Here is a 21,137-nt window from a genome sequence, read left to right as displayed (position 1 = left end):
ATGAAACCGACCCGTCTGCTGCTGATCTGGCTTGGCGTGCTGCTCGGCTTGAACATTCTGCTGGGCGCTGCGGCAGCCTTGCAGTTCAAGCTGCCCGACACTGTATATTCGGTGGCCTGGGGCTTGTTGCTGGCATTGTTGCTGCTATCGCTGCTGGACGCATTCCGCCTGCGCCGCCGCCCTTCGCCACGGGTAGAAAGGCAAATACCCGGCAGCCTGGCGCTGGGACGCTGGGGGGAAGTCAGGCTGGCAGTGGAACACAATTACCCGCAACCCTTGACCTTGACGGTGTTCGATCACGTTCCTGATGGCTTGAGCGTGGAGAACCTGCCGCAGTCCATCGAGCTGCGTCCTGGCGAGCATAGCGCGCTGGGTTATCGTGTTCGTCCCTTGCGACGAGGGCATTTCAGCTTCAGCCGTTGCGAAATCCACCTGCCCAGCCCCTTGGGGTTGTGGTCGGCACGACGCTTGATTGAGGCCAGGGATGTTACCCGCGTTTACCCGGACTTCGCCCGCTTGTACGGCGCGCAGTTGCAGGGCGTGGACAACTGGCTGAGCCAACTCGGCGTACGTCAGCGCCCGCGACGAGGCTTGGGGCTGGAGTTTCATCAGCTGCGCGAGTTTCGCGAGGGGGACAGCCTGCGCCAGATCGACTGGAAAGCGACTGCACGGCAACGCACGCCAATCGCCCGGGAATATCAGGATGAGCGCGACCAGCAAATCGTGTTCATGCTCGACTGCGGTCGACGCATGCGCAGCCAGGATGACGAGCTCTCCCACTTCGATCACGCCCTCAACGCCTGCCTGTTGCTCAGCTATGTCGCATTGCGACAGGGTGATGCGGTGGGACTGTGCACCTTTGCCAGCGACCAACCGCGTTACCTGACGCCGGTCAAGGGCAGTGGTCAACTGAACCTCTTGCTCAATACGGTTTACGACCTGGATACCACTCGTAAAACAGCCGACTACCAGGCCGCCGCAAGCCATCTGCTGGCTCGACAAAAGCGCCGGGCGCTGGTGATCGTCGTGACCAATCTGCGCGATGAGGACGATGAGGCACTCATGACCGCGGTCAATCGGATCAGCCGGCAACACCGGGTGATGGTGGCCAGCCTGCGAGAACATGTCCTCGATGAACTGCGCCAGGTCCCCGTGCAGACCCTGTCGGAAGCGCTGGCCTACAGTGGTGCGATCGATTACCTCAACAGCCGCAACGAACTCCATGATCGTTTGAACGCCCACGGGCTATCGGTGCTGGATGCTTTGCCGTCCGAGTTGGGAGCCAAGCTGGTCACGCGCTATCTGGGTTGGAAAAAAGCTGGGGTTTTCTAAAAGAAAGCACGGTCCCGGCCGAGGAAAAACCCCTGACCGAGCCGACGACTCGCAGTGTTCAAGCAGAGGCCTGCAGCGGATCGAAACTGAAATAATGCAATAACGCAGTGATCAACCGCCGATACTCTTCGGGCGCCTGACGTATGCAGAAGCCTGAATCGTACTGCTGCGGGTTGATATCCTCATGACTCCACAAACACGTTGCCGTGAGGTCAACAGCCTGGAACTCGCCTCCCAGCCCTGGAAGCTTCAGACGCAGCTCGAAGTCCACGTTAACCATCATGGGTAATTGGCTGATCAACATCAGCCCGTCTTCAGACACATTGCCCAGAAAGCCGATTGGCTTGTCGGTCAGACGATTGAATACCTGCAAAAAACAAGATAACTGATGCCGTTCGATCCTTCGTTCGGTAACCATGGTGAGATCGCCGTCCAGTGGCCATGAATCTGGCCGTGCCAGTGATTCGGAACGAGCCAATTGCCCGCTCTCCCTGGATATCGGTGTGACAATAGTCATTGTATTGCCACGAAACAGCTGCCAAATCCGGGCTACTCATCCGTTCGAATAGAAAACTTGTACAAACGGACATTCAAAGGATAGCTCAAGCCTGGCAACGGGCCAGCAATGCAACGACAAATACCATTACAACGATGCGGGACGCGGCTGTGCCACGCTGGCGCCGGGGTAGTGCCCCAGCTGCTGCAAGGTATCGAGCCTGGCACGGGCGCGATAGGCGTATTCACTCGCAGGATACTGGCTGATGATGAATTGATAAGTTTGCGCGGCATCCACGAACAGCTTCTGGCGTTCCAGGCATTGCCCGCGCAGCATGGAAACTTCGGGTTGCACGTAACGGCGGGAACGGCTTTCACGGTCGACCTGGGACAACTCAAGGGTGACACGCTCGCAATCACCCACCCCGTAGGCACGGTAAGCATTGTTCAAATGATGGTCCATCGACCAGCGGGTACAGCCGACAACACTGACGGCCAAGGCAGCAACGAGCAAAATTCGCATGGGGGTTCTCCTGTCTTGTGCAGTGTATCGACCCCTTGTCGAAAATCTTCAAGGGCGTTCACCTATTCAACCGCAACGAAAACAAGTCAATCATCGATAAGTAGTGCAAACGAACAATGACTACAACGAAAGAGCATAGTAGCCTTCTCCAGCGCTTGAACTCAGGAGTCTGTGCATGTCCGTCCGTCGTACCAAAATCGTCGCAACCCTAGGCCCGGCCAGCAATTCGCCGGAAGTCCTCGAACAACTGATTCTGGCTGGTTTGGACGTCGCCCGTCTGAACTTCTCCCACGGCACCCCGGACGAGCACAAGGCTCGCGCCAAACTGGTGCGTGACCTGGCCGCCAAGCACGGTCGCTTCGTTGCATTGCTGGGTGACCTGCAAGGCCCGAAAATCCGTATCGCCAAATTCGCCAACAAGCGTATCGAGCTGAAGATCGGTGACACCTTCACCTTTTCCACCAGCCATTCGCTGACCGAAGGCAACCAGCAAGTCGTGGGTATCGACTACCCGGACCTGGTCAAGGACTGCGGCGTCGGTGACGAGTTGCTGCTGGACGACGGTCGCGTGGTCATGCGCGTCGATACCGCCACGCCTACTGAACTGCATTGCACCGTGATCATCGGCGGCCCGCTCTCCGACCACAAAGGCATCAACCGTCGCGGGGGTGGCCTGACGGCGCCGGCGCTGACTGAAAAAGACAAGGCCGACATCAAGCTCGCCGCCGAAATGGAAGTGGACTACCTCGCCGTGTCCTTCCCGCGCGACGCCGCCGACATGGAATACGCCCGTAAACTGCGCGACGAAGCCGGCGGCACCGCCTGGCTGGTGGCGAAGATCGAACGCGCCGAAGCCGTGGCCGATGACGAAACCCTCGACGGCCTGATCAACGCTTCCGACGCCGTGATGGTTGCCCGTGGCGATCTGGGTGTGGAAATCGGAGATGCCGAGCTGATCGGTATCCAGAAGAAAATCATCCTGCACGCCCGTCGCCACAATAAAGCGGTGATCGTGGCGACCCAGATGATGGAGTCGATGATCCAGAACCCGATGCCGACCCGTGCCGAAGTGTCCGACGTGGCCAACGCCGTGCTCGACTACACCGACGCCGTGATGCTCTCGGCTGAAAGCGCCGCCGGCCCGTACCCACTGGAAGCTGTCCAAGCCATGGCGCGTATCTGCGTCGGTGCTGAAAAGCACCCGACCAGCAAGACCTCCAGCCACCGTATCGGCAAAGTGTTCGAAAGCTGCGACCAGAGCATCGCCCTGGCCGCCATGTACACCGCCAACCATTTCCCGGGCGTCAAAGCGATCATCGCCTTGACCGAAAGTGGTTACACGCCGTTGATCATGTCGCGCATCCGTTCGTCGGTGCCGATTTACGCGTTCACCCCGCACCGTGAAGCCCAGGCCCGTACGGCGCTGTTCCGTGGCGTGTACACCGTTCCGTTCGATCCGGCGTCGCTGGCGCCGAACGAAGTCAGCCAGAAGGCGATCGACGAACTGGTCAAACGTGGCGTTGTAGAGAAAGGCGACTGGGTCATCCTGACCAAGGGCGACAGCTACCACACCACGGGTGGCACCAATGGCATGAAGATCCTGCATGTGGGCGACCCACAGGTCTGAGTGACACGCTGATAAAAAAAAGCCCTGCCATGTAAATGGCGGGGCTTTTTGTTTCTCAGGATCGGTTGATAAACCCCGACAACGCGGCAATCGCCTCCGGCGACTTCAATCGCTGGACAAACAAAGCGCCCTCCTCCTCGATCACCTGGCGCAATTGCTCGCGATCAACACTCTTCATGAGTTGCTTGGTCACCTGCACCGCTCCCGGTGCAAGGCATTCAAAGCGCCCGGCGATCTCCCGCGCCTTGGCCAACGCCGCCTCGCCGCTGTCCAGCGCCTCGGTGGCAATCCCCCAGGCTGCCGCCTGCTCGCCGGTAAACCCCTCGCCCAGCAGCAACAATTCGGCAGCCTTCGCATGCCCCAACAACCTCGGCAGAATAAGGCTCGAACCAAACTCGGGACACAGCCCCAGGTTGACGAACGGCATGCGCAGCCGCGCATCACGGCTGATATACACCAGGTCGCAATGCAGCAACAGGGTCGTGCCAATGCCCACTGCAGCCCCCGCTACGGCGGCGATCACCGGTTTGCGGCAGTTGAGCAGGCTTTTCATGAAATAAAACGGTGGGCTGTCGAGATCGCTGGGCGGCTGTTCAAGAAAATCGCCGATGTCGTTGCCGGCGGTAAAACACACACTGCTGCCCTGGATCAGCACGCAGCGGATACTTTCATCCGCATCCGCCTGCTCCAGTGCCTCAGCCAGTTGCATGTACATGGCGCGGGTCAGGGCGTTCTTCTTGTCGGGGCGATTGAGCTGCAAGGTCAGCAGCCCACGTTCGCGTTGCTGCTGGATGGCGTTGGTCATGGTGAGTCTCGCGGCTGTAGAGTTCAGCGCTCAACCACGGGGCAGGAACACATCGGCCAGCAGTTGATTACGCGGCAGTCCCGCCAGGAACAGGCGCTTGGAAAACGCTTCGACACTGGCCGGGTGCCCGCAGAGTAAGGCCATAGTTTGCCTTGAAACAAGCCGCAGTTGCGCCAATGCCAGGGTCGCCTGCGCCGCCGTCCACAGTTCCACCGACACGTTTGGATGCTGTGCAGCCAGCTGCGTCAGGGGTTCGGCCAAATAATGCCCGGCAGCATCATGGGCCAGATGAATCACGCGAATGTCGCCCTGATGATCCTGGCGCAAAGCCTCACGCAACACGCCCCACAGCGGCCCCAGGCCCGTGCCGGACGCCAGCAGCCACAAGGATCGATTTTGCCAGTCGGGGTCGTATTGCAGCGCGCCGCCGCGCAGTTCACCCAAGCGCAGACGGTCACCCGGCTGCAGCTGCCGGGCAAGATCACTGAACTCACCAGGCAGGCGACAATCGAGGTGAAACTCCAGGAACGCATCCTCTTGAGGCAAGCTCGCCAAGGAGTACGGCCTCGCCACCTGCCCCGCCCACAACACCAGGTGCTGCCCGGCCCGATAACGCAGGCCTCGTTCCGGTTGCAGGCGCAGGCGCAGCACCGCCGGGCTGAGCCAGTCCACACCCACCACCTGGGCCGGCAAACCGTCACGCGTGGGGTCGAACGCTTCGACGTGCAGATCGCCGCTGACCTGGCACTGACACGCCAGGCGCCAGCCATCCTGGCGTTGCGCCGGACTCAAGGCGTCGGGCAGTTTGTCCTCGACCTCGCCCAGGCACCGCACCAGGCAGGCATGGCAACTGCCCGCCCGGCAACTGTAGGGCACGCCCACACCTGCCTGGTTCAGGGCATCCAGCAGATTACTGCCGGCGGTCACCGACCAATGGCGCTCACCGACGTACAGTTCAGGCATATAAGGACTCAATCATTAGGGGCGCACACAGGGAATCATGCCTGCGACAGTTTGACCATAGTCGGGTGTATCGGCCACCGCGCCGGGTTATACTGCCGCGCCTTTTTAGCGTCGCGCCTGCACCACTTTGGCGTGCCTTGGAAAGGTGGCGTCAGCCGACCGATGCAGCACTGACGCCACCTTTATTGAATGTTCCCTTATAGAGGAGCGCGACTCATGACCGTGATCAAGCAAGACGACCTGATTCAGAGCGTTGCAGACGCCCTGCAATTCATTTCCTATTACCACCCCGTTGACTTCATCCAGGCCATGCACGAAGCCTACCTGCGCGAAGAATCGCCAGCGGCCCGTGACTCCATCGCCCAGATCCTGATCAACTCGCGCATGTGCGCCACCGGCCACCGCCCGATCTGCCAGGACACCGGTATCGTCACCGTGTTCGTGCGCGTGGGCATGGACGTGCGCTGGGACGGCGCCACCATGGGCCTGGACGACATGATCAACGAAGGCGTGCGTCGCGCCTACAACCTGCCGGAAAACGTCCTGCGTGCATCCATCCTTGCCGACCCGGCAGGTGCGCGCAAGAACACCAAGGACAACACCCCGGCCGTAATCCACTACTCCATCGTCCCGGGTAACACCGTGGAAGTGGACGTGGCAGCCAAGGGCGGCGGTTCCGAGAACAAGTCGAAAATGGCCATGCTCAACCCGTCCGACTCGATCGTCGACTGGGTACTCAAGACCGTTCCGACCATGGGTGCCGGCTGGTGCCCACCGGGCATGCTGGGCATCGGCATCGGCGGCACCGCCGAGAAAGCCGCCGTCATGGCCAAAGAAGTGTTGATGGAATCCATCGACATCCACGAGCTGAAAAAGCGCGGCCCGCAGAACCGTATCGAAGAGATGCGCCTGGAGCTGTTCGAGAAGGTCAACCAACTGGGCATCGGCGCCCAGGGCCTGGGTGGCCTGACCACCGTACTCGACGTGAAGATCATGGACTATCCGACCCACGCGGCATCCTTGCCGGTGTGCATGATCCCCAACTGCGCCGCCACCCGTCACGCACACTTCGTGCTCGACGGTTCGGGCCCTGCGTCGCTGGAAGCGCCACCGCTGGACGCCTACCCGGAAATCGTCTGGGAAGCCGGCCCTTCGGCCCGCCGCGTAAACCTCGACACCTTGACCCCGGAAGAAGTGCAGAGCTGGAAGCCGGGCGAAACCGTGTTGCTCAACGGCAAGATGCTCACCGGTCGCGACGCGGCGCATAAGCGCATGGTCGAGATGCTGAACAAGGGCGAAACCCTGCCGGTGGACCTCAAGGGCCGCTTCATCTACTACGTCGGCCCGGTTGATCCGGTGCGCGAAGAAGTCGTTGGCCCGGCAGGCCCGACCACAGCGACGCGGATGGACAAGTTCACCCGTCAGATCCTCGAGCAAACCGGCCTGCTGGGCATGATCGGCAAATCCGAGCGTGGTCCAACCGCGATCGAAGCGATCAAGGACCATAAAGCCGTGTACCTGATGGCCGTCGGCGGCGCCGCTTACCTGGTGGCCCAGGCCATCAAGAAGTCGCGTGTCGTGGCTTTCGCCGAACTGGGCATGGAAGCGATCTACGAGTTCGAGGTGAAAGACATGCCGGTCACCGTCGCGGTGGACAGCAAGGGCGAATCCGTCCACATCACCGGTCCTGCCATCTGGCAGAAAAAGATCAGTGACAGCCTGGCGGTAGAAGTGCAGTAAGCGCTTCCTCGCAAGGATAAAGGCGACTGCGGCCAATGGCCCAGTCGCCTTTTTTATCCTGGGTGCAGCCCAATGTGCACGGGGCGCTCACCACCGACTCCAGCCGCTCGTGATATGGTGCTTACCCCTGACTGCGCCTGCCCATCACCGTATGATCGTGATCCCTCGCCCACTGCGCCTGACCTTCTACTCCCTGTTGATCATCGCCGGTGCGCTGCTGGCCGCGGCCTTGGCCACCCGCCACGCCGAACGCCAGGCCCTGGTAGACGACGCCACACGCGCCAAACAGCAGCTCACGCTCTACGGTAACTCCCTGCACACCCTGATCGAACGCTACCGTGCCCTGCCCGCCGTGCTGGCGCTGGACTCGGAAATGATCAACGCGCTGAAAGGCCCGCTGGATGCCATCACCCAGGACGTGCTCAACCGCAAACTTGAACGTATCAACGGCGCGGCGCAGTCCTCCACCCTGGAACTGATGGACCGCACCGGCCTGGCTGTCGCCGCCAGCAACTGGAACCTGCCCAGCAGCTATGTTGGCCATAACTACGCATTTCGCCCCTATTTCAGCCAGACCCTGAGCCAGGGCACCGGGCGTTTTTATGCGGTGGGCGTGACCACCGGTATTCCCGGTTACTTTCTCTCCAGCGCGGTGGTGGATGAACACGAGCAGTTTCTCGGCGCCATGGTGGTGAAGCTGGAGTTCCCCGAGCTTGAACGCGAGTGGGCCCAGGGCAACGACCTGCTGCTGGTGAGCGACGCGCGCGGCATCGTATTTATCGCCAACCAGCCGGGCTGGCGGTATCGCAACCTGCGCCCGCTGTCGGACGGCGACCTCGCCGAGCTCAAGGCCACGCGCCAATACGACAAAAAACGTTTGCAGCCGCTGGAGACCCAAGCCCTGCAACGTTTCGACGACAACAGCCACCTGATGCGCGTCAACGGTCCCGACGGCAGCGCCAATTACATCTGGGAGTCGCTGCCGCTGAAGGCCGAAGGTTGGACGCTGCACCTGCTGCGCAAACCTCAGTTCGCCTTTGAAGACCAACGCAATGCCGGCCTCGCCGCCGCCGGCTCCTGGCTGGCGCTGGTGTTCCTGACGCTGTTTCTGACCCAGCGTTGGCGCCTGGCCCGTTTGCGCCAGCGCAGCCGCGAGGAACTCGAACAGCTTGTGGCGGAACGCACTCAAGCCTTGCGCATGGCCCAGGACGGCTTGGTGCAATCGGCAAAGCTGGCGGCATTGGGCCAGATGTCTGCCGCCCTCGCCCATGAAATCAACCAGCCACTGACCGCCCAACGCATGCAATTGGCGACGCTGCGCCTGTTGCTGGACCATGGCCGCGTGGACGACGCCTACAAAGCGCTCACCCCGCTGGACGACATGCTCACGCGCATGGCCGCGCTTACCGGCCACCTCAAGACATTCGCCCGCAAAAGCCCCAGTGGCCTGCGTGAACGCCTGGACCTGGCCACCGTGGTCGACCAGTCGCTGCACCTGCTCGATGCGCGCCTGCGCGATGAGGCCATCGGTGTCGTGCTGGACCTGGCCCGTCCCGCCTGGGTGCGCGGCGATGCCATCCGCCTTGAACAGGTGTTGATCAACCTGTTGCGCAACGCGCTCGATGCAATGGCCGACAAACCGCGCAAGCGCCTGGAAATCCGTCTGCATGCCGATCAGCAATTGTGGCAACTGACCGTCAGCGACAGCGGCGGCGGGATTGCTGATGAGCATTTGAGCAGCGTGTTCGACCCCTTCTTCACCACCAAACCGGTGGGTGACGGACTGGGCCTGGGACTGGCCGTGTCTTACGCTATCGTGCACGAATTGGGCGGGCGCCTGATGGCCGGCAATCGTGGCGACGGCGCCGTGTTCACCCTGACCTTGCCTATTGCACTGGAGACACCCGACCTATGTTGAACGCGGTGATTGTGGTCGATGACGAAGCCAGCATTCGCACGGCCGTCGAGCAATGGCTGAGCCTGTCGGGGTTTGACGTGCAGTTGTTCAATCGCGCCGAGGCCTGCCTGGCGCAACTGCCCAAGGACTTTCCCGGTGTCATCTTGAGCGACGTGCGCATGCCCGGGCTCAGCGGCCTGGAGTTGCTGGCCGAAGTGCAACGCCGCGATGCCGACTTGCCGGTGATCCTGCTTACGGGTCATGGCGACGTGCCGATGGCGGTGGAAGCCATGCGCGACGGCGCCTACGATTTCCTGGAAAAACCCTTCAGCCCCGATGCCCTGCTCAATAGCCTGCGTCGCGCCCTGGACAAGCGCCGGCTGATCCTGGAAAACCGTCGCCTGCACCAACAGGCCGACCACCGGGCACAACTTGAATCCAGCCTGCTTGGCGTGTCCCGGGGCTTACAGACCCTGCGTCGCCAGGTACTGGACCTGGCGAACCTGCCGGTCAATGTGCTGATCCGTGGCGAGACCGGCAGCGGTAAGGAACTGGTCGCCCGCTGCCTGCATGATTTCGGCCCGCGGGCGAAGAAGCCATTTGTGGCGCTCAACTGTGCGGCGATCCCCGAGCAGCTGTTTGAAGCCGAGCTGTTCGGCCACGAAAGCGGTGCCTTTACCGGCGCCCAGGGCAAGCGTATCGGCAAGCTGGAATACGCCCACGGCGGCACGCTGTTCCTGGATGAAATCGAAAGCATGCCCCTGGCCCAGCAGGTGAAACTGCTGCGCGTGTTGCAGGAGCAAAAGCTGGAACGGCTGGGCTCCAACCAAAGTATCCACGTGGACCTGCGCATCATCGCCGCCACCAAACCCGACTTGCTCGAAGAGGCCCGTGCCGGGCGCTTTCGTGAAGACCTGGCTTATCGATTGAACGTCGCCCAGTTGCGCCTGCCGCCCTTGCGCGAACGCCGCGAAGATATTCCACTGCTGTTCGATCACTTTGCCCAGACTGCCGCCGAACGCCTGGGCCGTAGCGCCGCGCCGCTGAGCGGAGTGCAATTGGGACGCCTGCTCAGCCATGACTGGCCGGGCAATGTACGCGAGCTGGCCAACGTTGCCGAACGCCAGGTACTGGGGCTGGGCGAACAGGAGCCGGACGCTATCGAGGCCGGGCAATCCCTGGCCGCGCAACAGGAAGCCTTCGAGGCTCATTGCCTGAAGGCGGCATTGACCCGGCATAAGGGCGATATCAAGGCGGTGCTGGCGGAACTGCAGCTGCCGCGCCGGACCTTCAATGAAAAAATGCAGCGCCATGGCCTCGCCCGAGACATGTTCATGAAGGATGAATGAGCGGACTTTCGCTCATCACCTGAAAACCATCGGCGGTTTTCCGCTCAAAATAATCCTGCAACCCTTCTAGACCGGGCCTTCATCCTCCTGGCACAGCTCCTGCTATAGCCCGAACCAGGCTGCGCACGCGCTGCTTCATAAAAACAACTAGATGAAGGATCCTTCAATGGATAACTCCAACACCCTGCCTCTGGGGTCGGCGGCCGCGCCGGCAAAAGAGCGCACCACCTCCAGCCGCATCAAATCGATTTTCAGTGGTTCGGTCGGCAACATGGTCGAGTGGTATGACTGGTACGTCTACGCCGCCTTCTCGTTGTACTTCGCCAAGACCTTCTTCCCGGCAGGCTCCTCCACCGCCCAATTGATGAACACCGCTGCGATCTTCGCCGTGGGTTTCCTGATGCGCCCTATCGGCGGCTGGTTGATGGGGATGTACGCCGACTACAAGGGCCGCAAGGCGGCACTGATGGCATCGGTCCTGCTGATGTGCTTCGGTTCGCTGCTGATCGCCCTGAGCCCCGGCTACGACACCATCGGCATCGGCGCGCCGATCCTGCTGGTCTTCGCGCGCCTGCTGCAAGGTTTGTCGGTGGGTGGTGAATACGGCACTTCGGCCACTTACCTGAGTGAAATGGCGACCAAGGAACGTCGCGGTTTCTTCTCAAGCTTCCAGTACGTGACCCTGATCTCCGGCCAGCTCATCGCGCTGGCGGTGTTGATCGTGCTGCAACAAGTGCTGACCACCGAACAACTGTATGCCTGGGGCTGGCGCATCCCGTTTGCCATCGGCGCCCTGTGCGCGGTCGTCGCGCTGTACCTGCGTCGTGGCATGGAAGAAACCGAGTCGTTCACCAAAAAGGAGAAAGCCAAGGAAAGCGCGATGCGCACCTTGCTGCGTCATCCCAAGGAACTGATGACCGTGGTCGGCCTGACCATGGGTGGCACCCTGGCGTTCTACACCTACACCACTTACATGCAGAAATACCTGGTGAACACCGTCGGCATGAGCATCTCCGACTCCACCACCATCTCGGCAGCCACGCTGTTTCTGTTCATGTGCCTGCAACCCCTCGTCGGCGGGCTCTCGGACAAGGTTGGCCGTCGGCCGATCCTGATCGCCTTCGGCATCCTCGGCACGCTCTGCACCGTACCGATCCTCACCACCCTGCACACCATCCAGACCTGGTGGGGCGCGTTCTTCCTGATCATGGCGGCGCTGATCATCGTCAGCGGCTACACCTCGATCAACGCCGTGGTGAAGGCCGAGCTGTTCCCCACCGAGATCCGTGCCCTGGGCGTGGGCCTGCCGTATGCGCTGACCGTGTCGATCTTCGGCGGTACCGCTGAATACATCGCGCTCTGGTTCAAGAGCATCGGCATGGAAACCGGTTACTACTGGTACGTGACCGCCTGTATCGCAGTGTCGTTGCTGGTCTACGTGACCATGAAAGACACCCGCAAGCACTCGCGCATCACTACGGACTAAGAATGTGAGAGGGGGCTTGCTCCCGATGGCGGTGCGTCAGTCACAAATAACTGACTGACGCACGCCATCGGCAGCAAGCCCCCTCCTGCATTTGGAATCAGGAAATTTCCGCTACCGGAGCGCGCCCGTACTTGCGTTGCGCATACGACGCGCCGGCAATCATCACCACCAGTACGGCCGCCAACACCGCCGACGAACCGATGGTGCCGAAATCCAGGCCGCCCTTTTCATAGGGCTTGGTGAGGAAGTCACCCAGCGTCGCACCAAACGGCCGGGTCAGTACAAACGCCACCCAGAACAACAGCACCGACGAGATCCTGGTGAAGTACTTGAGTGCCACCACCACCGCAATCGCCGAGCCGATCAACAAGGCGCCGCCGGCGAAACCCAGCCCGGAGTCATCCGCCAGGAAGTCGCCCAATGCCGTGCCCAAGGTGTTGGAGAACAGGATGGCCATCCAGTAGAACAATTCACCCCGGAAGGTCTGCACTTTGTTCACGTTCAGCGAGTCGCCGCTGAGGTGCCACAACGCGAAGATGATCATCAGGATCGCGATCAGGATCATGGAACCTGTGGCGTAACCCAGCCCCAGGGTGCGGTCCATGAAGTCAGACATGGTGGTGCCCGCCGTGCTGGTGGACAAAATCACGATCCAGTACAGCACCGGGTTGTAGGTTTTCGACCAGAGTTGCGTCAGCAAGGTAACGAGGAACACGCTGATCAAGATCATCGAGCTGATGGCGTAGCCAACGTTCAGGGTCATCGACAGCAAATCCCCGGCGGTTTCGCCCAAGGTAGTTGCGCAGATTTTCATGACCCAGAACGCCAGAGTGATCTGAGGAAGTTTGTTCATGGTGCAGAAGGCTCCGAAGCACAGTCTTTCAATACGCCGACTTAGAGGGGTGTCGACCTGGCGCGCAGACTGAATGCAGAGCTGTGAAAATTCGGTGGGCAATCAATGAAAATTCCATACGGCCGATGGAAATTCAGCGCTGTGCCTTGCAGTATGGCCTCCTCCCCAAAGCCACCAGCAGGAACTCCTGGCCATGTCTGACGATATCCACTTCTACGAACCCGCCAACGGTCACGGCCTGCCCCATGATCCGTTCAATGCCATCGTCGGGCCACGGCCGATCGGCTGGATTTCTTCCCACGACCGCGAAGGCCGCCTGAACCTGGCGCCCTACAGTTTCTTCAATGCGTTCAACTACATTCCGCCGATCATCGGGTTTTCCAGCGTCGGGCGTAAAGACAGCCTCAACAACATCGAACAGACCGGCGAGTTTGTATGGAACCTGGCCACCCGCCCGTTGGCCGAGCAGATGAACCAGAGTTGCGCCGCCGTATCGCCAGAGGTCAACGAATTCGAATTATCCGGCCTGACGCCGGTGGCCTCGAAAATCGTAGGCGTACCGCGGGTGGGCGAGAGCCCGGTATCGTTTGAATGCAAGGTGACGCAGATCATTCAACTGCAACGCGCCGACAAGCAGCTGGTGCCGAGCTGGCTGGTGCTGGGCGAGGTGGTCGCGGTGCACATCGCCAAGTGGTTGCTCAAGGATGGCATCTACGATACCGCTGCCGCCGAACCGATTTTGCGCGGCGGCGGCCCGGCGGACTACTTCCAGCTGGGGCCGGAGGCGCTGTTCAAAATGTATCGCCCAGGCGCAGCACCACGCTGACTGAACGGCAATAAAACCTGTGGGAGCGGGCTTGCTCGCGAGAGCGGTGGGTCAGTCACAGCACTATCGACTGACGCGCCGCATTCGCGAGCAAGCCCACTCCACATTGGGATTGGCAGCGTTCTTCAGTTGGCGGCAGTTGCCCAAGAGAGTTGACCGTCTTCATCCACATCGACCAGGTAATCAAGCTGCAGCGTCGCTGCATCATCAGCGTCGGAGGCGGTCTTGAACTTTTGTCCATCAAGGATCTTGTGAAAACGGGGTGCGCCCATGCCATCCAGTGCCTTGACGGCAACGGCGGCGCTATAGCCCCCTTCGCCCGGTACTACGGCGGAAACGGCTTCGTGGTGGGCAAACTGTTTACGTGCCATGTTGCAGGTCCTGGCCAATGGAAAGTCGGCCATTCTAACCCTCAACCGGCGAGTTGCAGGTACTCGCCGTAGGCTTTCACGGCAGATGCATCGGTGAAGGTCTGGAAGTCCATGCTGCGCACTACCATGTCGTTCAACAGCTCGGTAAAGATCATCAGGGCCGGCGAATTGAAGTAGGCACTCATCGCCTGTTCGCTGCTCCAGAAACCCGAGACCAGCCACACATCGGGATCGACCTGGGAGTGCTGCAACGAGAATTGCAGGCAACCCTGAGCCTGACGGCCCGGTTCGATCAAACTGCTCAAGCGTGCACCGAGTTCGGTGCTGCACCCGGTACGGGCACGGATAAAGGCCATATGGCTCGCGGGAATGGGGGTGGACATGTTCGACTCTCCCGTTGAGAAGTGATACTCGGCAAGCACGGTGAGGGCGTGTTGCCACAGGATCAAAGATAACGGCGCGGGTGCGAGCGCGGTTAGTCGATTCCTGCAGGCTTATTGCACAATCCTGCGAAAAGCGTAGACAGGTCATCTGGCGCGCAGGATATATGCCAGGCACACACTCAGTGTTTCAGGGAGATGACGGGGCCTGCGCTTGCCTGATTCACGACATATCGCAGGATCAGGCAAGGATTGTGCAGAATCCACGTAACACTTTTTGAAAGCCCCCACTAAGCTGAGCCCATCGAACAAGCGTGTAGAGGACACTCCATGTCGTCGCCTGAACATCAACTGATTCCCCTCGATGCCGAGATGGAAAAACAGCGCGCCGAGCTGGCCAGCATCGTGCAACGCCATACCTGGGAAGACGGTTCCTACGGCACGGCAATCACCTCGCTGTACCTGAACCGCCATAACACTCCGCGCGATTTCATGCCGGTACTGGTAGAGCCGGCCTTGTGTATCCTCGCCAGTGGCAGCAAGGAAGTACGCCTGGCCGACGAAATCTTTGCCTACGACCCGCTCAACTACCTGGTGTTCTCGGTTGCCATGCCGGTGGCCGGGCGGATCATCGATGCCACGCCGCAAGACCCCAACCTGTCGGTGCGTATCAACATCGACCCGGCTCAGCTCACCGCCCTGATCGCCGAGGCCGGGCCGATGGGCGTGCCTTCGCGCCCTACGTCCCGCGGCATGTACGTCGACCGGATCGACAGCCAATTGCTCGACGCCGTGCTGCGTCTGGCGCGCCTGTTGGACACGCCCAAAGACATCGCCATGCTCGCGCCATTGATCAACCGCGAGATCCTCTACCGTCTATTACGTGGACCGCAGGGCTATCGGCTGTATGAAATCGCCGTAGCCAACAGTCAGAGCCACCGTGTCAGCCAGGCGATCACCTGGTTGAACGGCAACTACGAACAACCGTTGCGTATCGATGACCTGGCCAAGGAGGTGAACCTCAGCGTTTCGACCTTGCACCATCGCTTCAAGGCGATCACCGCCATGAGCCCGCTGCAATATCAGAAGCAGTTGCGCCTGCAGGAAGCGCGACGGCTGATGATCGCCGAGGGGCTGGAGGCGTCGGCGGCGGGGTATCGGGTCGGGTATGAAAGCCCGTCGCAGTTCAGCCGGGAGTACAGCCGGTTGTTTGGGGCGCCGCCCTTGAGAGATTTGGCCAGGCTGCGTCAAAGCATCTGATTCATACGCAGCAGCATGTGGGTGGGGTTGCTCCCTCCCACATTTGCCCAGCGGTGTTTTTTCAGTCCAGGGTCCGGGGCAATTGCAGGGTTACCCGCAGGCCACCTTCCCGTAGATTCTGCAGGCTCACCTCCCCGCCATGGCTGTGGGCGATGTTGCGCGCGATCCCCAACCCAAGGCCATAGCCCTGTTGCTGCCCGGCCAGGCGAAAGTGCGGTTCGAAGACTTGCTCCAGACGCTGCTCCGGCACGCCGGGGCCTTCGTCGTCGACGTGCAGGATAAAGTCCACGCCATCGTCCTCGATATGCAAGTGAGCGTTCTGCCCGTACTTCAAGGCGTTGTCGATCAGATTGCCGATGCAGCGCTTGAGCGCCAGTGGCTTGCCCGGGTACGGCGCCAGTGCACGACCGTCCTGGGTGATACGGCCATTACCGTTGGGCGCCAGGTACGGTTCTACCAGGCAGTCGAGCACATGATTCAAGTCCACCGGCTCGATGTTTTCATGGATGTCCGTGTCTTTCACACATTGCAGCGCGCCTTTTACCAGCAGCTCCAATTCGTCCAGGTCGCGGCCGAATTTGGTTTGCAGGTTCTCGTCTTCCAGCAACTCCACGCGCAGGCGCAAGCGGGTGATCGGCGTGCGCAGGTCATGGGAGATCGCACTGAATAATTGGCTGCGCTCGGTCAGGTAACGGCTGATGCGCTCACGCATGGCGTTGAAGGCACGGCCCACTTCCACCACTTCGCTGCCGCCGCCTTCGGCCACCGGCTCTACATCGGCACCCAGAGACATATCCCGCGCCGCCCGCGCCAGACGCTTGAGCGGCCGGCTCTGCCAGTGCACCAGCAGGCCGATGAACAACAACAGCAAGCCGCTGGTCAGCACGATAAACCACACCTGCTGGGCCGGCAGGCCCTGTTCTTCCAGGCTGGTGTAGGGCTCGGGCAACAGCGAGGCAATGTACAGCCATTCACCCGGCGCAAGCTGGATCTGGGTCACCAGCACTGGCGGGTTCACCGGTTCCAACGTCAGCGCGTAATGCGCCCAGGAGCGCGGCAGTTCATCGAGCTTCAAGCCGGCGTTGAAAATCCGCAGGTCTTCGGCACTGACAAACTCGACCGAGATATGCACATCGGCGCCGAGGGTCTGGCGCAGCACTTCATCCACCGCTTCAAGCACCGCCTGCTTGCGCGGCGTCTGCGGCAGTATCGCCATGTCCAATGGCCGATCATTGAGGGTCACCACGAAACGGGTGCCGCCCATGCTGCGCAGTTGATCGAGCACCAACGGACGATAGGCCACCGGCAACGAGCGGAAGTAACTCACGCTGGCGGTCATCGAATGCGCCAGGCTTCGGGCGCTGGTGACCAAGCCTTCAAGCTGAGTCGCACGCAATTGCGAGACCCAGATCACGCTGGACAGCGCCTGAGCAAACAGGACCACGAGCAGGGTCAGCAACAACATGCGCCCCAGCAATGAGCGTGGCACAGGAAAGCGCGCGCGGCGCTCGGTCAAACGCTCAGTGGGCATTGCCGGCAACCACGCTGGCTGCCAGTTGATAACCGCTGCCGCGCACGGTGCGGATCAGCCGTGGGGGTTTTTCGGTATCGCGCAGGCGCTGGCGCAAGCGGCTGACGGCCATGTCGACGATACGGTCCAGTGGCATCAGGTCGCGACCGCGCGTGGCGTTGCCGATGGTGTCGCGGTCGAGAATCTGCTGAGGATGGTCAAGGAACAGCTTGAGCAGCGCAAAGTCGGCACCGGAGAGGATCACCTCTTCGCCATCCACATGAAACAAGCGGTGGCTGATCATATCCAGCCGCCACTCGTCAAACACCAGAACGTCTCCTGCACCGCTGCGCTCCTGGCCAAACTGGGCGCGACGCAACAGGGCCTTGATCCGCGCCTGCAACTCACGGGGGCTGAAGGGCTTGCCGATGTAATCGTCGGCACCCAGCTCCAGGCCGATCACCCGGTCGGTTTCGTCGGAACTGGCAGTCAGCATGATGATTGGCACCTGCGCCTGACGCGGATGCTGGCGAACCCACCGACACAGGCTGAAACCGTCTTCATCGGGCAGCATCACATCAAGAATGACCAGATCGCACGGCGCCTCGCTCATGGCTTGGCGGAACCCCGCACCGTCCGACACACCACGGACTTGGAAACCGGCGCGGCTGAGGTAGGTTTGCAGCAATTCGCGGATTTCCTGGTCATCGTCGACGAGGAGAATCGATTTACTGATTACGCTCACGGGGTCCTCCTTGTTGTTATGGGTGGCGCGGGTCAAGCAAATGCCTGTTCCAATGCAACTCCGGCACCGGTCAAGCCGGAATACGGCGCCGTCACCAACCACACCGGGATGCCCCTGAAGTAGTCGCTCATGCAGCCTTTATCACTGAAACTCTGGGTAAAACCACTGTTGATAAAGAAGTCGGCAAACCTCGGTATCACCCCGCCCACGATATACACGCCGCCGCGCGCGCCCGTGGTCAGCACGTTGTTACCGGCCACGCGGCCCAACCAAATGCTGAACTGGTTCAAGACTTCCATGGCCACCGGGTCACCGGCCAGACCCGCCGCCGTAATGGCTTCGGGAGTGTCCAGCACCGGAGTATGACCATCCACCGCACAGATCGCGCGATAGACGCGCGGCAGGCCGCCACCGCTCAGAGCGGTTTCGGCGCTGACGTGGCCAATCTCATTGTAGATATGCTGCCACAGCTGGGTTTCACGCGGACTGCTCAGGGGCAGATCGACATGGCCGCCCTCCCCTGGCAACGCCGCCCAACGGCCGCCGCCCAGATCCAGCAACGTACCGACGCCCAAACCGGTGCCTGGGCCGATTACCACCGCAGGGCGAAACGCTTCCGGCGTACCTTCGCAGACCACGCGAAATTCGTCGGGCTTGAGCCGCGTCATGCCCAGGGCCATGGCCGTGAAGTCATTCACCAGCAGCAACTCGTCCACCTGCAATGCCTGGCAAAACGCAGACTTGCTCAGGCGCCAGTGATTGTTGGTGAATTTGAATTCATCACCGCTCACCGGCCCGGCGACTGACAGGCACACCGCGCCGATATCGCCGATTTCCAACCCCTCTTCCTTGAGGTAGACCTTGATGGCCTCCTCTGGGCTTGAGTGAGCCGCCGTGGCATGCACCCGGATCGAATGCAGTTCCTGATCCCGCCACAACGCAAAACGAGCGTTGGTTCCCCCGATGTCACCGACCAGCGCTAGCTTCACTTAAGCGTCTCCAAGGCAGAGGTAAAGGCGCTGGCGCCCTGCTCTGCGGAGCTTGCGGCCAAGCGCATAAATGCAAACAGCTCGCGGCCAGCCCCCACGTTGTTGCCCAACAGGCCCGTGGCAGGCGTGCGCGCTGCAAATTCTTCGGCGTCCACCTTAAGCTCCAAGGTGCCCTTCACGCCATCCACGCGAATGATATCGCCATTCTGCACCCGTGCCAGCGGCCCACCGCTCTGGGCTTCGGGGTTGACGTGGATCGCGGCGGGGATCTTACCCGAGGCGCCGGACATACGCCCGTCCGTTACCAACGCCACTTTGAAACCACGATCCTGCAGTACGCCGAGGAACGGGGTCATTTTGTGCAATTCCGGCATGCCGTTGGAGCGCGGGCCCTGGAAGCGCATCACCGCGACGAAGTCTTTTTCCAACTGACCGGCCTTGAACGCGTCGGCCAGGTCCTGTTGATCCTGGAACACCACGGCCGGCGCTTCGACGATTTGATGTTCAAGGGCCACGGCCGAGACTTTCATCACGCCACGGCCGAGGTTGCCTTCCATTACGCGCAGACCGCCCTCGGGCGAGAACGCACGGGCCACGGGGCGCAGGATGGATTCATCGAGACTTTCGATCGGGCCGTCGCGCCAGATCAATTCGCCGTCGACCAGGAACGGCTCCTGGGTGTAACGGCTCAGGCCCTTGCCGGCCACGGTGTTGACGTCTTCGTGGAGCAGGCCGGCCTCGAGCAGCTCGCGGATCAGGAACGACATGCCACCAGCCGCCTGGAAGTGGTTGATGTCGGCCTTGCCGTTTGGATACACGTGGGACAGGGTCGGCACTACCTCGGAGAGGTCGGCCATGTCCTGCCAGGTGAGGATGATGCCCGCCGACATCGCGATGGCCGGCATGTGCAGGGTGTGGTTGGTAGAACCGCCGGTCGCATTGAGGGCGACGATGGAGTTGACGATGGATTTCTCGTCGACGATCTCGCCGATCGGCGTGAAGTTGCCGTTGGCCTTGGTCAGGCGCGTGACCTGGTGCGCAGCTTCGCGGGTCAGCGCGTCACGCAGCGGGGTGTACGGGTTGACGAACGAGGCGCCCGGCAGGTGCAGGCCCATCACTTCCATCAGCAACTGGTTGGTGTTGGCGGTGCCGTAGAAGGTGCAGGTGCCGGGGCTGTGGTAGGACTTCATCTCCGATTCCAGCAGCTCTTCGCGCGTGGCCTTGCCTTCGGCGTAGCGCTGGCGCACATCGGCTTTCTGTTTGTTGGAAATGCCCGACGGCATTGGGCCGCCCGGGACGAAGATCATTGGCAGGTGGCCATAACGCAGCGCACCCATCATCAGGCCGGGGACGATCTTGTCGCAGATGCCCAGCATCAAAGCCGCGTCGAACATGTTGTGGGACAGCGCTACCGCCGTAGACATGGCAATCACTTCGCGGCTGAGCAGGCTCAGCTCCATGCCGGGCTCACCTTGGGTCACGCCGTCGCACATGGCGGGGGTGCCGCCGGCGAACTGGCCGACCGAGCCGACTTCACGCAGGGCTTTCTTGATCTGTTCAGGGAAATGTTCGTATGGCTGGTGCGCCGAGAGCATGTCGTTATATGAGGAAACAATTGCCACGTTGGCGGCATTCATCATACGCAGACTATTTTTATCTTCAGTACCGCAGCCGGCCACGCCATGGGCGAAGTTGGCGCATTGCAGCTTGCCGCGCATCGGACCGTCGCTGGCGGCGCCGCGAATGAGCGCAAGGTAGGCCTCACGGGTGGCGCGGCTGCGGGCGATAAGCCGTTCGGTGACCTCAAGAACGCGGGGATGCATGTGTAGAACTCCAGGCTAACGGATATGGCGACCCTCGTTCCTGGGCTGAGCAAACGCCCGCATCTTGTGGGATGGCAGGGTGTCGTTTGCATCATCGGACCAGTTGATTCAGGTCACTCGTTGTAGATTGAACAAAATATTGCCACTAAAAAGGCTTGTTTTC

The 21,137-nt window shown here is 61.1% G+C and carries 19 protein-coding genes; 8 read left to right on the top strand and 11 right to left on the bottom strand.

The genetic code is table 11. The features are described 5' to 3' along the window. Positions 1 to 1,332, top strand: a complete 1,332-nt coding sequence (locus EXW71_RS19810; protein ID WP_134660128.1) for a DUF58 domain-containing protein — start codon at positions 1 to 3, stop codon at positions 1,330 to 1,332. A 58-nt stretch (positions 1,333 to 1,390) separates the two neighbouring features. Here EXW71_RS19810 and EXW71_RS19805 read toward each other — a convergent pair whose 3' ends face one another. Further along, positions 1,391 to 1,750, bottom strand: coding sequence for a PilZ domain-containing protein (locus EXW71_RS19805; protein ID WP_134660268.1), 360 nt, complete (start codon positions 1,748 to 1,750; stop codon positions 1,391 to 1,393). A 225-nt stretch (positions 1,751 to 1,975) separates the two neighbouring features. Beyond that, positions 1,976 to 2,350: a tol-pal system YbgF family protein gene (locus EXW71_RS19800; protein ID WP_134660129.1), complete on the bottom strand. Its 375-nt coding sequence runs from the start codon at positions 2,348 to 2,350 to the stop codon at positions 1,976 to 1,978. Positions 2,351 to 2,525: 175 nt separating this feature from the next. Between EXW71_RS19800 and pyk the strand changes: the two genes are divergently transcribed. After that, positions 2,526 to 3,977, top strand: a complete 1,452-nt coding sequence (gene pyk / locus EXW71_RS19795) for a pyruvate kinase (RefSeq protein WP_123715747.1) — start codon at positions 2,526 to 2,528, stop codon at positions 3,975 to 3,977. A gap of 55 nt (positions 3,978 to 4,032) precedes the next feature. Here pyk and EXW71_RS19790 read toward each other — a convergent pair whose 3' ends face one another. Continuing rightward, positions 4,033 to 4,782, bottom strand: coding sequence for an enoyl-CoA hydratase-related protein (locus EXW71_RS19790; protein ID WP_134660130.1), 750 nt, complete (start codon positions 4,780 to 4,782; stop codon positions 4,033 to 4,035). Between the two features lie 30 nt (positions 4,783 to 4,812). Continuing rightward, entirely contained in the window at positions 4,813 to 5,745 is a 933-nt protein-coding gene (locus EXW71_RS19785) for an iron-sulfur-binding ferredoxin reductase (RefSeq protein WP_134660131.1), read from the bottom strand. 216 nt (positions 5,746 to 5,961) lie between these two features. On the opposite strand from EXW71_RS19785, the gene EXW71_RS19780 reads away from it, so the two are divergent. From EXW71_RS19780 to EXW71_RS19765, 4 genes are all read left to right on the top strand, one after another. Next, positions 5,962 to 7,485, top strand: coding sequence for a fumarate hydratase (locus EXW71_RS19780; protein ID WP_104994706.1), 1,524 nt, complete (start codon positions 5,962 to 5,964; stop codon positions 7,483 to 7,485). Positions 7,486 to 7,636: 151 nt separating this feature from the next. After that, positions 7,637 to 9,403 carry an ATP-binding protein gene (locus EXW71_RS19775; RefSeq protein WP_123715750.1) on the top strand — a complete coding sequence of 589 codons (1,767 nt, stop codon included), beginning with the start codon at positions 7,637 to 7,639 and terminating at the stop codon, positions 9,401 to 9,403. Then, complete coding sequence (locus tag EXW71_RS19770) at positions 9,397 to 10,731, top strand: sigma-54 dependent transcriptional regulator (protein WP_134660132.1); 1,335 nt, start codon at positions 9,397 to 9,399, stop codon at positions 10,729 to 10,731. Before EXW71_RS19775 ends, EXW71_RS19770 begins: the two co-directional genes overlap by 7 nt. A gap of 166 nt (positions 10,732 to 10,897) precedes the next feature. Continuing rightward, a complete protein-coding gene (locus EXW71_RS19765) occupies positions 10,898 to 12,217 on the top strand; it encodes an MFS transporter (RefSeq protein ID WP_123715752.1) in 1,320 nt (439 codons plus the stop codon). Between the two features lie 97 nt (positions 12,218 to 12,314). Here the strand turns inward: EXW71_RS19765 and EXW71_RS19760 are convergent, their stop codons facing one another. Next, a complete protein-coding gene (locus EXW71_RS19760) occupies positions 12,315 to 13,070 on the bottom strand; it encodes a hypothetical protein (protein ID WP_123715753.1) in 756 nt (251 codons plus the stop codon). A 193-nt stretch (positions 13,071 to 13,263) separates the two neighbouring features. Between EXW71_RS19760 and EXW71_RS19755 the strand changes: the two genes are divergently transcribed. Then, positions 13,264 to 13,896 (top strand): flavin reductase family protein, encoded by a 633-nt coding sequence (locus EXW71_RS19755; RefSeq protein ID WP_134660133.1) that lies wholly within the window; start codon positions 13,264 to 13,266, stop codon positions 13,894 to 13,896. A 125-nt stretch (positions 13,897 to 14,021) separates the two neighbouring features. Here EXW71_RS19755 and EXW71_RS19750 read toward each other — a convergent pair whose 3' ends face one another. Both EXW71_RS19750 and EXW71_RS19745 read right to left on the bottom strand, forming a co-directional pair. Further along, positions 14,022 to 14,267 (bottom strand): hypothetical protein, encoded by a 246-nt coding sequence (locus EXW71_RS19750; RefSeq protein ID WP_123715802.1) that lies wholly within the window; start codon positions 14,265 to 14,267, stop codon positions 14,022 to 14,024. A gap of 41 nt (positions 14,268 to 14,308) precedes the next feature. Continuing rightward, positions 14,309 to 14,650 carry an antibiotic biosynthesis monooxygenase family protein gene (locus tag EXW71_RS19745; RefSeq protein ID WP_110621500.1) on the bottom strand — a complete coding sequence of 114 codons (342 nt, stop codon included), beginning with the start codon at positions 14,648 to 14,650 and terminating at the stop codon, positions 14,309 to 14,311. A gap of 327 nt (positions 14,651 to 14,977) precedes the next feature. Here EXW71_RS19745 and EXW71_RS19740 point away from each other — a divergent pair, with 327 nt between their 5' ends. Continuing rightward, complete coding sequence (locus EXW71_RS19740) at positions 14,978 to 15,907, top strand: AraC family transcriptional regulator (RefSeq protein WP_123715755.1); 930 nt, start codon at positions 14,978 to 14,980, stop codon at positions 15,905 to 15,907. A 61-nt stretch (positions 15,908 to 15,968) separates the two neighbouring features. Here EXW71_RS19740 and EXW71_RS19735 read toward each other — a convergent pair whose 3' ends face one another. From EXW71_RS19735 to edd, 4 genes are read right to left on the bottom strand one after another with little or no spacing between them, the layout of a single operon-like run. Further along, positions 15,969 to 17,396 carry an ATP-binding protein gene (locus EXW71_RS19735; protein ID WP_167659665.1) on the bottom strand — a complete coding sequence of 476 codons (1,428 nt, stop codon included), beginning with the start codon at positions 17,394 to 17,396 and terminating at the stop codon, positions 15,969 to 15,971. 31 nt (positions 17,397 to 17,427) lie between these two features. Then, positions 17,428 to 18,162: a response regulator gene (locus EXW71_RS19730; protein WP_123715803.1), complete on the bottom strand. Its 735-nt coding sequence runs from the start codon at positions 18,160 to 18,162 to the stop codon at positions 17,428 to 17,430. Positions 18,163 to 18,194: 32 nt separating this feature from the next. After that, a complete protein-coding gene (locus EXW71_RS19725) occupies positions 18,195 to 19,151 on the bottom strand; it encodes a glucokinase (protein WP_134660135.1) in 957 nt (318 codons plus the stop codon). Then, positions 19,148 to 20,974 carry a phosphogluconate dehydratase gene (edd, locus tag EXW71_RS19720; RefSeq protein ID WP_123715757.1) on the bottom strand — a complete coding sequence of 609 codons (1,827 nt, stop codon included), beginning with the start codon at positions 20,972 to 20,974 and terminating at the stop codon, positions 19,148 to 19,150. The genes EXW71_RS19725 and edd overlap by 4 nt, the downstream gene beginning before the upstream one ends. Positions 20,975 to 21,137: the final 163 nt, after the last annotated feature.

The organism is Pseudomonas sp. BCA17 (assembly GCF_004519405.1).
In the GTDB taxonomy this organism is placed as follows: Bacteria; Pseudomonadota; Gammaproteobacteria; order Pseudomonadales; family Pseudomonadaceae; genus Aquipseudomonas.
This window is presented reverse-complemented; position numbering and strand designations above follow the sequence as displayed.